Source organism: Pseudomonas sp. Tul2A7, assembly GCF_054790505.1.
Genome location: NZ_CP186499.1, coordinates 656,755 through 670,617 on the forward strand (window position 1 = coordinate 656,755; position 13,863 = coordinate 670,617).

The 13,863-nt window shown below is 59.2% G+C and carries 11 protein-coding genes and 2 tRNA genes; 9 read left to right on the plus strand and 4 right to left on the minus strand.

The features are described from left to right. Window positions 1-7: 7 nt before the first annotated feature. Together ACOYXJ_RS03090 and dcd are read right to left on the minus strand one after the other, a co-directional pair. Window positions 8-217 (minus strand): hypothetical protein, encoded by a 210-nt coding sequence (locus ACOYXJ_RS03090; protein ID WP_095119221.1) that lies wholly within the window; start codon window positions 215-217, stop codon window positions 8-10. A 106-nt stretch (window positions 218-323) separates the two neighbouring features. After that, on the minus strand, window positions 324-890 hold the full coding sequence (gene dcd / locus ACOYXJ_RS03095; protein ID WP_007918616.1) for a dCTP deaminase: 567 nt from the start codon (window positions 888-890) through the stop codon (window positions 324-326). A gap of 355 nt (window positions 891-1,245) precedes the next feature. Between dcd and ACOYXJ_RS03100 the strand changes: the two genes are divergently transcribed. Beyond that, a complete protein-coding gene (locus ACOYXJ_RS03100) occupies window positions 1,246-1,455 on the plus strand; it encodes a cold-shock protein (protein WP_002554837.1) in 210 nt (69 codons plus the stop codon). Between the two features lie 163 nt (window positions 1,456-1,618). On the opposite strand, the gene ACOYXJ_RS03105 is transcribed toward ACOYXJ_RS03100, so the two are convergent. Beyond that, window positions 1,619-2,626, minus strand: coding sequence for a DUF481 domain-containing protein (locus ACOYXJ_RS03105; protein WP_460367842.1), 1,008 nt, complete (start codon window positions 2,624-2,626; stop codon window positions 1,619-1,621). A gap of 135 nt (window positions 2,627-2,761) precedes the next feature. Here ACOYXJ_RS03105 and ACOYXJ_RS03110 point away from each other — a divergent pair, with 135 nt between their 5' ends. The 4 genes from ACOYXJ_RS03110 (at window position 2,762) to ACOYXJ_RS03125 (ending at window position 7,561) form a co-directional block, all read left to right on the plus strand. After that, the gene (locus ACOYXJ_RS03110; RefSeq protein ID WP_401045952.1) at window positions 2,762-3,142 is read left to right on the plus strand and encodes an MGMT family protein; all 381 of its coding nucleotides are present in this window, start codon (window positions 2,762-2,764) and stop codon (window positions 3,140-3,142) included. A gap of 43 nt (window positions 3,143-3,185) precedes the next feature. After that, window positions 3,186-4,745 carry an AmpG family muropeptide MFS transporter gene (locus ACOYXJ_RS03115; RefSeq protein ID WP_102902666.1) on the plus strand — a complete coding sequence of 520 codons (1,560 nt, stop codon included), beginning with the start codon at window positions 3,186-3,188 and terminating at the stop codon, window positions 4,743-4,745. Window positions 4,746-4,874: 129 nt separating this feature from the next. Beyond that, window positions 4,875-6,590 (plus strand): proline--tRNA ligase, encoded by a 1,716-nt coding sequence (locus ACOYXJ_RS03120; RefSeq protein ID WP_460367844.1) that lies wholly within the window; start codon window positions 4,875-4,877, stop codon window positions 6,588-6,590. A gap of 17 nt (window positions 6,591-6,607) precedes the next feature. Continuing rightward, entirely contained in the window at window positions 6,608-7,561 is a 954-nt protein-coding gene (locus ACOYXJ_RS03125; protein ID WP_077571384.1) for a hypothetical protein, read from the plus strand. A 110-nt stretch (window positions 7,562-7,671) separates the two neighbouring features. Here the strand turns inward: ACOYXJ_RS03125 and dinB are convergent, their stop codons facing one another. Next, window positions 7,672-8,733: a DNA polymerase IV gene (gene dinB / locus ACOYXJ_RS03130; RefSeq protein ID WP_150792531.1), complete on the minus strand. Its 1,062-nt coding sequence runs from the start codon at window positions 8,731-8,733 to the stop codon at window positions 7,672-7,674. A gap of 280 nt (window positions 8,734-9,013) precedes the next feature. Here dinB and ACOYXJ_RS03135 point away from each other — a divergent pair. The 4 genes from ACOYXJ_RS03135 (at window position 9,014) to ACOYXJ_RS03150 (ending at window position 13,602) form a co-directional block, all read left to right on the plus strand. Beyond that, window positions 9,014-9,090: transfer RNA gene (locus tag ACOYXJ_RS03135), tRNA-Met, on the plus strand. Between the two features lie 221 nt (window positions 9,091-9,311). Then, a tRNA-Met gene (locus ACOYXJ_RS03140) sits at window positions 9,312-9,388 on the plus strand. 279 nt (window positions 9,389-9,667) lie between these two features. After that, window positions 9,668-12,307, plus strand: coding sequence for a bifunctional lysylphosphatidylglycerol flippase/synthetase MprF (gene mprF / locus ACOYXJ_RS03145; protein ID WP_460367847.1), 2,640 nt, complete (start codon window positions 9,668-9,670; stop codon window positions 12,305-12,307). Next, window positions 12,307-13,602, plus strand: coding sequence for a virulence factor family protein (locus ACOYXJ_RS03150; protein ID WP_007918639.1), 1,296 nt, complete (start codon window positions 12,307-12,309; stop codon window positions 13,600-13,602). Before mprF ends, ACOYXJ_RS03150 begins: the two co-directional genes overlap by 1 nt. The last annotated feature ends 261 nt before the right edge of the window (window positions 13,603-13,863 follow it).

Consider the following 13,863-nt stretch of genomic DNA (forward strand, 5'->3'; position numbering starts at 1 on the left):
ATGCATATCAGGCAACCGGAGCCGGTGGCGGCTCGTCCGGAAGGGTCGGTTCGCCAGGTTCAGTGGGTTGTTCGTTAGGGGTATCGGGATCGGGCTGTCCGGGAATTCCGCCGGCCATGCTCAGCGCCGGATGCGCCAGCAATGACCAGGCCAATACGCCAATCTGATTGGGCTCGAGCCTTGCCAGTTCGGCAGTGATTTGCGGATCGATCTTCATAGGGCACTCCTCGGCGAAGGCCCGTTTCGCCGAAAGCAAAACGGGCAGTACACCCCATAGAGTGTCTGCCCGCCAAAGAATTCCCGCGATCTGTCGGATGGACCGATCAGGTGCGCGGCAGAGTGACGCCGCGCTGACCCTGGTACTTGCCGCCGCGATCCTTGTAGGAAACTTCGCATTCCTCGTCGGATTCAAGGAAGAGCATCTGCGCCACGCCTTCGTTGGCGTAAATTTTCGCCGGCAGATTGGTGGTGTTGGAGAATTCCAGCGTCACGTGACCTTCCCACTCAGGCTCGAGCGGCGTGACGTTAACGATGATGCCGCAGCGCGCGTAGGTGCTTTTACCCAGGCAGATGGTCAGCACATTACGTGGAATACGGAAATATTCGACGGTGCTGGCCAGGGCGAAGGAGTTCGGCGGGATGATGCAGACATCGCTGTGGACGTCGACGAAGCTGCCCGGATCGAAGTTTTTCGGGTCGACGATGGACGAGTTGATGTTGGTGAACACCTTGAAGTGATTGGTGCAGCGCACGTCGTAGCCGTAGCTCGACACACCGTAGGAAATCACTCGGCTGTCATCGCTGCCGCGCATCTGGCGCTCGACGAACGGTTCGATCATGCCGTGTTCCTGCGCCATGCGGCGAATCCACTTGTCCGATTTGATGCTCATGGCGGGGGTGTCCTGAATAGCGAGGTGGAAAAATTCTGTCCCGCATCTTACCGGGCGCGCCGCCGGGTTCAAAGTGCGCGGTGCAATTCTCGCCGAACACCCATGAAATACGGGCTTTGGCGACGAACCGTCACACCGCCGATCCCGAAAACAGAGAAACCTTCGCAAGAAGCATTGGCACTTCTCGGAAACTGGGTTAAGGTGGCGTCACTGTGTTGCTTGTGTCACTGAGAATCTCTACACGATATGTTGAATTTCGATCCAACCATCTACAAGAATTTTTCCTGCTCTTTGCACTCAGTCTCGGCCAGGGTTCTTCCTGAGTCGCAGTTATCTTTGTTCAAGGAGTTACACCATGTCTAATCGCCAAACCGGTACCGTTAAGTGGTTCAACGATGAAAAAGGCTTCGGCTTCATCACTCCACAATCCGGTGACGACCTGTTCGTTCACTTCAAAGCTATCCAATCCGACGGCTTCAAAAGCCTGAAAGAAGGCCAACAGGTTTCTTTCATCGCTACCCGCGGTCAGAAAGGCATGCAAGCTGAAGAAGTACAAGTTATCTAACTTGTAGCTTCTTTAGAAAAGAGCCCCGCCCTTAAAAGCGGGGCTTTTTTGTGAGCGTCTGTTTTCCGGGCGCAAAAAAAGATCGCAGCCTTCGACAGTTCCTACAGGATGTACATCAATCCTCTGTAGGAGCTGCCGAAGGCTGCGATCTTTTGCTTGTGCCCTACCAGGCCACGCCAAACCCGGCGGTGTAACGGGTCTTGTTCAGATCGGCATCGTTGGTGCCACTGATGATGTCACGCTCAGCCTTGAGGTTGAGCGATGCCCAGTCGGTGACCTTGTAGCGCAGCCCCAATTCAGCATCCAGCGCGTAATCGGCGACACCGGACAGCGGCTTGCCCACTTCACCGTTGGTGAAGAACTCGACTTTCTTGCCAATCAGGTAACGGTTGTAATCCCACTTCATCGCGACGGAATAGAAATTGTCCTTGCTGCCATCGCGATACTCGTAATCGGTGCGGTTGAGCAGCGAGCCCAGCGAGAATGCACCCAACTCATCATCCCAGAACTGGTAGCCGGGACCGGTACCGACCACGCGCTGGCGCGCCAGCTCTTCGATGTGATCGCGCTTGTAGTTCAGGCGACCCTGCCAGAACCATTGATCGGTGAAAAAGCGGTCCAGTGCATATTCGGCGCGCCAGTTGTTGGTAGTGGTTTCGTCGTCCTGCACTTCGCGGTTGTACTCACCTTCGGCGGTATGACGCCAGCGACCATGGCGCGCCGTGGTCTTGAAGCCGACATCGTAGTCGTCGGTATCCTTCTCAGCGCGCTGATAGTCCAGCGCCAGGTCGACATTGCCCTTCCACACCAGATCCTCGACCACCGGTTTTGGTTTGAGAATCTGCTGAATGCTCGCCAGTTCGACGGTTTTCGGCGCCTCTCCGTTGGCCAGGGTGACCTTGCCATCTTCGGCGGCGGTCAGCGACTTGGACACTTCACCGGTGTAGGCATCCTGCTTGACCAGCAAGTGCTGATCGCTGTCCAGGGTTTTGACCTCTTTCCAGTCAATCGTGACCGCACCGGCATATTTGGTCTGGATCAACAGCTTGCCGCCATCGAACACGGTAATAGTGCCGCTCAACTTGTCACCGTTCTTCAACCAGACGGTGTCGGCAAGCAGGGGCGTGGACGCGCTGAAAACAGCAAGGCACAGCAAGGATCTGGAAAACATAAGCGAATCTATGGCTCAAGTTTGCGAAAGGTCGGCATTATCCGTAGGAATAAGACCCTGACAAGGACTGACCGGACGATTTCCAATGAGTTCATTTCTCAACTACGCACCGACGGATTACCCTTGAAGCTTCAAATCCGCCAATGTTCAGGAACCGCGCCCGTGACAGAGCAGCCCCACGACCGTGACAGTGAAGCGCAAATCCGACGCACGGCGCTCTACTCCACCCTTGCTCAAGTGCCCGAAGGCAAAGTCGTCAGCTATGGTCAGTTAGCTGAACTTGCCGGGTTGGGGCGCGCCGCCCGCTGGGTCGGCCGCACCTTGAGTCAGTTGCCCGGCGATACAAAACTGCCCTGGCACCGCGTACTGGGCGCCGGCGGTCGGATCAGCCTGCCGGTGGGCAGCCCGTCCGGCGATGAACAACGGGCCCGATTGCGCATGGAAGGCATCACCGTCCTGAACAATCGTGTGGATATTCAGCGCCATGGCTGGCGTCCGGTAGAGCACAGCGGTTAGAGTGCGCGCTTTGTTTTCGCAATCTTGAGGCAGACTTCAGCCCATGCCCCGTAAAACCTGGCGCGCCGCGCTAGCCGCTTATGCCAGTCCTTCGACGCTCGTGCTGTTGTTGCTCGGTTTCGCCGCCGGCCTGCCGTACATGCTGGTGTTTTCAACGCTTTCCGTCTGGCTTCGTGAGGCCGGTGTGGCCCGTGAAACCATCGGCTATGCCAGCCTGATCGGTCTGGCCTATGCGTTCAAATGGGTCTGGTCACCTTTGCTCGACCAATGGCGTCTGCCGTTGCTGGGCAAGCTTGGCCGTCGCCGTTCGTGGCTGGTGCTCTCACAAGCCCTGGTGATTCTCGGCCTGATCGGCATGGGTTTCTGCGATCCGCAGAAGCATCTGTCCTGGCTGATCGCCATTGCAGTCGTCGTCGCTTTCGCCTCCGCCACTCAAGATATCGCGGTGGATGCCTATCGCCTGGAAATCGCCGAAGACAACCGTCAGGCCGCCCTCGCCGCCAGTTATATGTCCGGCTACCGTGTCGCTGCACTGCTGGCGACGGCCGGCGCCTTGTTCTTCGCCGAAGGCTTCGGCTCTACCGGCTTCAATTATCAGCATTCAGCCTGGGCCGGCACTTACGCGCTGTTCGGTGCGCTGATGATTCCCGCGCTGCTGACCACGCTGTTGATGCGCGAGCCACCGGTTCCGCTGCGCACGCAGTTGCAGGCCGGGCGCTACACCTTCATGCATCAGTTGATGTCCGTTTTTGTGCTGATCGTTCTGTTGGTCTCCGTGCCGGCAATGTTCACCCAGCTCTACAACACTGATTTCGCCAGCGTGCTGTTCGGTGACATGAGTCCGCTTGACCTGCTGCTGGAAGACCGCGCCTTCCTGCGCGCGATTCTCTATACGCTGCTCACCGGCCTGTGTCTGTCGACCATGGGCCGTCGCGGCCTCGCACCGGTGCTGACACCGGTCAACGACTTCATTCTGCGCTATCGCTGGCAGGCGCTGCTGCTGCTCGGCCTGATCGCCACCTATCGGATGTCGGACACGGTCATGGGCGTCATGGCCAACGTGTTCTATATCGATCAGGGTTTCACCAAGGATCAGATTGCCAGCGTCAGCAAGATCTTCGGCCTGATCATGACGCTGGTTGGCGCCGGCATGGGTGGCCTGCTGATCGTGCGCTTCGGCATTCTGCCGATCCTGTTCATCGGCGGCGCGGCCTCGGCAGCCACCAACCTGCTGTTCGTCATGCTCGCGGACATGGGCCCGAACCTGCAGATGCTGATGGTGACCATTTCCCTCGACAACTTCAGCTCGGGCCTGGCGACGTCGGCGTTTGTTGCCTATCTGTCGAGCCTGACCAACCTGAAGTTCTCCGCCACGCAATACGCCCTGCTCAGCTCGATCATGCTGCTGCTGCCGCGCCTGATGGGCGGGTATTCCGGGGTTTTGGTGGAAAAGTTCGGCTATCACAGCTTCTTCCTGATCACCGCACTGCTCGGCGTGCCGACGCTGATTCTGATCGCGTTGCACTGGTTCCAGGAAAGCCGCCGCGAAGGCCCGACGCCAACGCCCGAGCCTGTGCCGACGCCGGTCGCAGAAGAATCGTAAGACGTTTCGGCAACGGCGGGAGGAATCCCGCCGTCGTGCCTCCCCACTGACCTCACGCCTGTACGTCGGCAAAACTCGCCGGTACACTGCGGAGTCATTTCCAGTCATAGCAACCGACAACGGCCAACCATGCGCACCAGTCAATTTTTGCTCGCCACACAGAAAGAAACGCCTTCCGACGCGGTCGTGATCAGCCATCAGCTGATGCTGCGCGCCGGCATGATCCGCAAACTCGCCTCGGGCCTGTACACCTGGCTGCCGATGGGCCTGCGGGTCATGCGCAAGGTTGAAGCCATCGTTCGCGAAGAGATGAACGCTGCCGGCTCTCTCGAAGTGTTGATGCCGAGCACCCAACCGGCCGAGCTGTGGCAGGAATCGGGGCGCTGGGAAGAATACGGCCCTGAGCTGCTGCGCATCAAAGACCGCCACGGTCGCGACTTCTGCGCGGGCCCGACCCATGAAGAAGTGATCACCGATCTGATGCGCAACGAGTTGAGCAGCTACAAACAGCTGCCAATCAACCTGTACCAGATCCAGACCAAATTCCGTGACGAAATCCGCCCACGCTTCGGTTTGATGCGCGGTCGCGAATTCATCATGAAGGACGCGTACTCGTTCCACGCTGATCAGGCGTCGCTGCAGATCACTTATGACCGTATGCACCAGGCCTACTGCAACGTGTTCAGCCGTCTGGGCCTGAAATTCCGTCCGGTTGAAGCCGACAACGGTTCGATCGGTGGCGCTGGCTCGCACGAATTCCACGTACTGGCCGAGTCCGGCGAAGACGATATTGTCTTCAGCAACGGTTCCGACTACGCAGCGAACATCGAAAAAGCCGAAGCCGTGCCACGCGAAACTTCGCGCGCTGCTGCGACCGAAGAGCTGCGCCTGGTCGATACCCCAGACACCAAAACCATCGCGGCGCTGGTGGAAAAATTCAATCTGCCGATTGAAAAGACCATCAAAACCCTGATCGTGCGTGCCGACGAAGAAGGCAAGCTGATCGCGCTGGTGATCCGTGGCGACCACGAACTCAACGAAATCAAGGCTGCCCAGCAACCTGGCGTGGCCAGCCCGCTGGTCATGGCCACCGACGCCGAACTGCGTGACGCCATTGGCGCCGGCGCCGGTTCGCTCGGCCCGCTGAACTTGCCGCTGCCAATCATCATCGACCGTTCGGTCGAGCTGATGAGCGACTTCGGTATCGGCGCGAACATCGACGACAAGCACTACTTCGGCGTGAACTGGGAGCGTGATCTGCCGGTTCCGACCGTCGCAGACCTGCGTAACGTGGTTGCCGGTGACCCAAGCCCGGACGGCAAAGGCACGCTGGAAATCAAACGCGGCATCGAAGTCGGGCACATCTTCCAGCTGGGCAACAAGTACAGCAAGGCGATGAAGTGCGAAGTGCTGGGCGAGAACGGCAAGCCAGTGACCCTGGAAATGGGCTGCTACGGTATCGGCGTGTCCCGCGTGGTGGCAGCTGCCATCGAACAGAACAACGACGAAAACGGCATCATCTGGAGCGACACCCTGGCGCCGTTCCAGATTGCTCTGGTACCGCTGCGCTATGAAACCGAGCAGGTGCGCGAAGCCACCGACAAGCTGTACGCCGAACTGACGGCGGCCGGCTTCGAAGTGCTGCTGGACGATCGCGACAAGAAAACCAGCCCGGGCATCAAATTCGCGGACATGGAGCTGATCGGCATTCCTCACCGGATCGTGGTCAGCGACCGCGGCCTCGCCGAAGGCAACCTGGAATACAAGAGCCGTACCGAAGGCGAAGCGCAAGCATTGCCAGTGGCTGACGTATTGTCCTTCCTGCAGGCTCGTATCCGCCGCTGAATCCAGATAGAGACGTCATGTTCAAGCGAAACACCTTAGGCCTCGGAGGCACTGCCCTGTGCGGTGCCCTGCTGGTCAGCGGCTGTGCCAATCACATGTCACAACGCAGCGAGCACGAAGAGCGGGTCGAGCGAAAGTTGCTCGACCATAGCCTGCAGATTGATGTCGGTGAGCCCAAGGAGCTTGAGCTGCCGCAGCGACGCGTGAAGATCAACGAACAGAAGACTTTCGAAGTCACCGAGTTCGAAGTGACGCGTCGCTACGATCGCTACACGCCCTATCAGCCTTGGCGGGAGGTCTACGAGATCCCGCTGGGCGCGGTGGCCGTAGTCGGTGGCGTCGGCGCCAACGTGGTCAACGTGTTTGCCCTCGGCAACCTGCCGGACAGCGTGACCAAGGACTGGCTGAGTTACGGTTTCGCCGGGCTCAACCCGTTCATGAACGTGCAGTCCAACGGTCGTGCGCAGCAGAATCTGGCCGGCATCGATGAAGTCCAGCGCGACAAGCGCACGGAGTATTCGAGCCTGCCGTGGAGCGAGCGTCCGGTGCAGGTCAAGGCTGGCAAGCAGACCTTCGACATGACCACCGATCGCAACGGTGTTCTGCGCTTGAACCTGCTCGACAGTCCGTTTGCCGAAAATGACCTCAATCATGTCGGCAAGCTGCAGATCAGCGTCGAGGACGCCAAGGATGACGTGCATTCTGATTCATCGCTGATGATCAGCAGTCATCTGCGTGGCAAGTTGCTGGAAGCGCACGGGCTGATTTACGACGACCTGGAAGACGACGAAGTGAGCCAGTGGGTACACCGGGTCAAACGTCTGTCGGAACTGGGTCTGGAAGAAGAAGCCAGCGAACTGGAACAAAGCCTGATCGAACTGACGCGTAACGATCCTGAGTTGCAGACTGAGTTTCTCAAGTCTTTGACCAAGGATGCCGGGCGCCTGGTGGCTGATCCGGGGCCTAACTAAAAGCTAAAAGCTTCGCGAGCAGGCTCGCTCCCACAGGGGATTCGTGAACGACACAAATCCAATGTGGGAGCGAGCCTGCTCGCGAAGAGGCCGCGACAGGCACCGCCAATCTACCGCTCAAACAACTCCATCTGCTCAAACCCGCCGCGCAAATCCTCCAGCCTCACCCCAACCCCCAGCAACCGCACCGGTTTCCCGCCGCGATTGAACGCCTGCGTCAGCATCAACTGATAACTGCCCAGATCCCGCCCTGCCCCGGCCTGCTCCAGCGTGGTCTGAGTAAAATCATGAAACTTCACTTTGACGAACGGCTTGCCCGGCCGATAACTGCTGTCGATCCGCGCCATACGGGTTTTCAGGGTTTCCAGCAGCTCTGGCAGTTTGTCGAGGCAACTGCGCAGATCCGGCAGATCAACGTCGTAGGTATTTTCCACGCTGATCGACTGACGCCGACTGTCGTTATGCACCAACCGGTCATCGATCCCACGAGCCAGACTCCACAGTCGCTCGCCAAAACTGCCGAATTCGCGTACCAGCGCCAGCTTGTTCCACTCGCGCAACTGCAGGCAGTCGACGATACCGAGCCTGCCCAGTTTGTCGGCGGTGACCTTGCCGACTCCATGCAGTTTGCTGACCGGTAAATCGCTGACAAAGTCTTCGACCTGATCCGGGGTAATAACGAACAGCCCGTTGGGCTTCTTCCAGTCACTGGCGATCTTCGCCAGAAACTTGTTCGGTGCTACGCCAGCAGAGACGGTGATGTGCAATTGATTGGAGACCCGCCGACGAATGTCCTGGGCGATGCGCGTGGCACTGCCGCCAAAATGCGCGCTGTCGGAGACATCCAGATAGGCCTCATCCAGCGATAGCGGCTCGATGAGGTCGGTGTAATCGGCAAAGATCGTGTGAATTTCCTTCGAGGCTTCGCGATAGGCATCCATTCGCGGCTTGACGATGGTCAGGTCCGGACACAACTTCAGTGCATGTCCCGAAGCCATTGCCGAACGCACGCCATACGCGCGCGCTTCATAGTTGCAGGTGGCGATCACCCCGCGCCGATCCGCCGAACCGCCCACTGCCAACGGCTTGCCGGCCAGGCGCGGGTCATCGCGCATCTCGATGGCGGCGTAGAAACAGTCGCAGTCAATGTGGATGATTTTTCGCTGAGTCATGTCAGAAAAGGAAACGTGGCGAACCGGATCGGCAGTATCTCACTGACACCTGTATATAGCACCAGTGGTATGAATGTTCTTTCCAGGCGGTAGGAAATGTCCTTTGAATTTATTTTCTCAATCGACAAACGACCTCCAATAGAGCTGAAAGCCTTGCCCCGCCTGCCCTGCGCCCGGAAAAACACCCGATAAAAAGCGCTAACCGATTGAACCTCAACAGATTTTATCCGGATTGAAGGTTGACACCTCAGCGTTCCTCTGTAGAATGCCGACACACAGACGCGGGATGGAGCAGTCTGGTAGCTCGTCGGGCTCATAACCCGAAGGTCGTCGGTTCAAATCCGGCTCCCGCAACCAAACATCAAAAAAGGCTACTCGAAAGAGTGGCCTTTTTTGTGCGCGTCTGTTTTGTCGATTTCCTCCTCTTATAGAGAAGGATCGCCAAACAGGAATTCTTTGCATTTCCGAAGCTTAACGCGCCACCTGCGACCGTTTGACGCGATTTCACACTTATTTGACCCTTTGCGGGATTAGCGGTTGACACTCCGTCGTTCGTCTGTAGAATGCCGCCACACAGACGCGGGATGGAGCAGTCTGGTAGCTCGTCGGGCTCATAACCCGAAGGTCGTCGGTTCAAATCCGGCTCCCGCAACCAAACATCAAAAAAGGCTACTCGAAAGAGTGGCCTTTTTTGTATCTGTTGAAAAAGTCCTTTCGCAACAATGATCTGTCACTGTGCAGTGAACCGCTTGGGATCTTCAGAAGTACTCACTTGCGACTATGCTTGAGTCGCAGGCAAGGCCTCTGCAATCCAGGAACTGCCCTCGCCGATACCCGGTGAGAGGCGTAGTATTTTGTGATTATTTTTTTCTACAGGGATTGGTAACTTGGCTGGATACCTCCATCCTGTCGCGCACAATCCAAGAGGTGATTGATGCGCGCCAACTCGTCTGATCCACAAGAGACCGTCACAGCGGAACATCCGATCAAACCCGAGCGTTTGCGCTTGCTGGATCGGTTGAGCAAATACCGACAACCGATTGGTCTGGCGGTGACTTTGCTGCTGTTCGCCATTGCGCTGATTGCCTGTCGCCATCTGCTTGCCGAACTCGATCTCGATGCGCTGCACGACTCGATTCTCGACGTACCGAAACCCGCGCTGATCGGCGCCTTCGGTGCGACCGTGGTCGGCTTCATTATTCTGCTTGGCTATGAATGGTCAGCCAGCCGCTATGCCGGCGTGAAATTGCCGCCGCGCACATTGGCGCTGGGCGGCTTCACCGCGTTTGCGATCGGCAATGCGATCGGCCTGTCGCTGCTGTCCGGTGGTTCGGTTCGCTACCGTTTATATGCGCGACTGGGTCTGGGGGCGTCGGAAGTCGCGCACATGACCTTGTTCGCCAGTTTGTCGCTCGGCTGCGCCTTGCCGCCGCTGGCTGCATTGGCAACGCTGAGTGACCTGCCTGCTGCCTCTCAGGCGCTGGGGTTGTCCGAAGGACTGCTCGGCACAGTTGCCGCTGTCGTGCTGTTGCTTGGCGCAGTACTGGCTATCGGCATCTACCGTCGGCGCCTGCCGGAACAACCGTTGCGCGACAACCTGCTGGTCAGGGTTGGCCGCCGCACGCTGCGCTTGCCGGGGCGTCGCCTGACCTTCCTGCAACTGATCATTACCGCCCTCGACGTTGCGGCTGCCGCCACGGTCCTTTATCTGTTGCTGCCGGAAGCGCCACCGTTTGGTGCGTTCCTGTTGGTGTACCTGCTGGCACTGGCTGCCGGCGTACTTAGCCATGTACCCGGCGGCGTCGGTGTGTTCGAAGCGATTCTGCTGGCCGCTTTCGCCGACAAACTCGGTGCCGCGCCACTGGCCGCCGCCCTGCTGCTGTATCGCCTGATCTATGTGGTGCTGCCGCTGCTGGTGGCCTGCGTATTCCTGCTGATCAACGAAGGTCAACGCCTGTTCCAGACCCAGACCATGCGCGCCGCGTCTGGTCTGGCCGCGCCGATTCTGGCGGTGCTGGTGTTCCTGTCCGGTGTGGTGCTGCTGTTTTCCGGCGCCACTCCCGAGATCGACACACGTCTTGAGCACATTGGTTTTCTGATCCCGCATCGTCTGGTCGACGCTTCGCACTTTGGCGCCAGCCTGATCGGCGTGCTCTGCCTGATGCTCGCCCAGGGCCTGCGCCGTCGCTTGTCCGCCGCGTGGATGCTCACCACCATTCTGTTGCTGGTTGGCGCCCTGCTCTCGCTGCTTAAAGGCTTCGACTGGGAAGAAGCGACGCTGATGACCCTCACCGCAGCGTTGCTCGGTGTGTTCCGTCGCTCGTTCTATCGCCCGAGCCGCCTGACCGAGCTGCCCTTCTCGCCGCTGTACCTGGTAGCCAGCCTGTGCGTGCTCGGTGCCTCGACGTGGCTGCTGCTGTTCGCCTATCAAGACGTGCCTTACAGCCATCAACTGTGGTGGCAGTTCACCCTGGATGCTGACGCGCCACGTGGCTTGCGTTCGCTGCTCGGCGCTGCCGTGCTGCTGCTGGTAATCGCCCTCACCTGGCTGCTGCGCACCGCGCGCCCGGTCATTCACCTGCCGACGCCTGACGAACTCGATCGCGCAGCAAAGATCCTCATGGCCTCGTCACAACCCGACGGTGGCCTGGCGCTGACCGGTGACAAGGCGCTGCTGTTTCACCAGAACGACGAAGCGTTCCTGATGTACGCGCGCCGTGGCCGCAGTCTGGTGGCGCTGTACGACCCGATCGGCCCCGGCCAGCAACGCGCCGAGATGATCTGGCAGTTCCGCGACCTCTGCGACATTCACCATGCCCGCCCGGTGTTCTATCAGGTGCGCGCGGAGAACCTGCCGTACTACATGGACATCGGCCTGACCGCGATCAAATTGGGCGAAGAAGCCCGAGTCGACCTGCACCGCTTTGACCTGGAAGCCAAGGGCAAAGAGATGAAGGATCTGCGCTACACCTGGAACCGTGGCACCCGCGACGGGTTGTCGCTGGAGATTCACGAGCCGGGTCAGGCGCCGATGGACGAGCTGAAAGTGATTTCCGATGCGTGGCTGACCGGCAAGAACGTGCGTGAGAAAGGCTTCTCCCTCGGCCGTTTCAGCGACGAATACCTGAAGCATTTCCGCATCGCGGTGATTCGCTTCGAAGGTCGCCCGGTGGCATTCGCCAACCTGCTCGAGACTTACAGCCACGACCTGGCCAGTCTCGACCTGATGCGCGCGCACCCGGACGCCCCCAAGCTGACCATGGAATTCATGATGGTCGGCCTGATTCAACACTATAAGAGTCACGGATACGCGCGCTTCAGCCTGGGCATGGTGCCATTGTCGGGGTTGCAACCCCGGCGTGGTGCACCGCTGACCCAGCGTCTGGGCTCGATGGTTTTCCGCCGTGGTGAGCAGCTGTACAACTTCCAAGGCTTGCGCCGCTTCAAAGACAAGTTCCAGCCTGACTGGGAACCCCGTTATATGGCCGTGCCCGCCGGACTCGATCCGCTGGTGGCGCTGGCCGACACTGCTGCCCTGATCGCGGGCGGCTTGACTGGATTGGTGAAACGCTGATGATTCAACGCTCCCTGAAGTACATCCTGGCCGCACTGATCGTGCTGGCCGTGATTGCCGGCGGCGGTTTCTGGTACCTCAAACGCCCGGCACCGGAACCGACGCTCGAACCCGTTACGGCGGCAGACGGCACCGTTTTGACCCGCGTCATCCCCGGCACCAAACCCAAGGCGCAGGTGCTGGTCGCGGTCAACGACGACCAGAAACTCTCTGAAAAACAACTGACCACCCTTAGCCGTAGCGCTTCGGCGCAGATCGTTCAAGTGATTCTGCCCAAGGACTGCCTACTGCAAAGCCGCGCCCTGCAAACCGGTCTGCGCGAACTGAACGGCCCGGCTACGCTGGTCAGCGGTATCGGCCCCGGCGCGGTACTGGCCTGGCGTTGGTTGTCCGAGCAAAAGGACGACAAGGCCCAAGCGATTTCCGTGGACCTGGCGCTGGAAAAACCCGGCTGCACCCACCTGCTGCCGAAATCCGCCGCCCACGGCCACTGGCTGGTGGCGTGGAACGATAACCCGGACGACGCCAGCGCAGGTTTCGTACGCGATCAGCCCAACGCCGAAACCAGCATCAGCGACTACGACATCAACCTGCCGCAAGTGCTGAACAACGAACTGCGCAAAATCCTCGTCGGCGGCGACAAGGCCAACGGCGGTCTGGCGATCCCGGTGGTTGAAGTGCCGGCCGGTCAAGCCAAGGACACCGTGACCCTGTTCCTTTCCGGTGACGGCGGCTGGCGCGACCTCGACCGCGACGTCGCGGGCGAAATGGCCAAGATTGGCTATCCGGTGGTCGGCATCGATACCTTGCGCTACTACTGGCAGCACAAGAGCCCGGAGCAAAGCGCACTGGACCTGACCGAACTGATGCAGCACTACCGGCAGAAATGGGGCACCAAACGCTTCATCCTCACCGGTTACTCTTTCGGTGCTGACGTGTTGCCAGCAATCTACAACCGCTTGCCAGAAACCGAGCAGCAACGCGTCGACGCGATCATCCTGCTGGCCTTCGCCCGCACCGGCAGCTTCGAAATCGAAGTCGAAGGCTGGTTGGGTAACGCCGGCAAAGAAGCCGCCACCGGCCCGGAAATGGCCAAGCTGCCACCGGCCAAGGTTGTGTGCATCTACGGTGAAGAAGAGACCGATGAAAGCGGCTGCACGGACAAGACTGCGGTTGGCGAGGCGGTGAAACTGCCTGGCGGCCACCACTTCGACGAGAACTACCCGGCGCTGGCCAAGCGCTTGGTGGACTTGATCGAGAAACGTCAGAGCAAGGACTCGGTCGCCGAAGAGTGATCTGAGCCGCGCCCACAAAAAGCCCCCGCAACTTCACAGTTTCGGGGGCTTTTTACATTCCAGCAGCCACGAAAATCCCCTGTGGGAAATCCCCTGTGGGAGCGAGCCTGCTCGCGAAAGCGGTGGGTCAGTTTACAGATTCGTCGACTGACACTACGCCTTCGCGAGCAGGCTCGCTCCCACAGGGGAATTGCGCTGGATCAGCGGTTTTGCGCCGAAGCTCGTAAATTTCTTGACTCTTCAGGAGGCTAAAAACGCCAA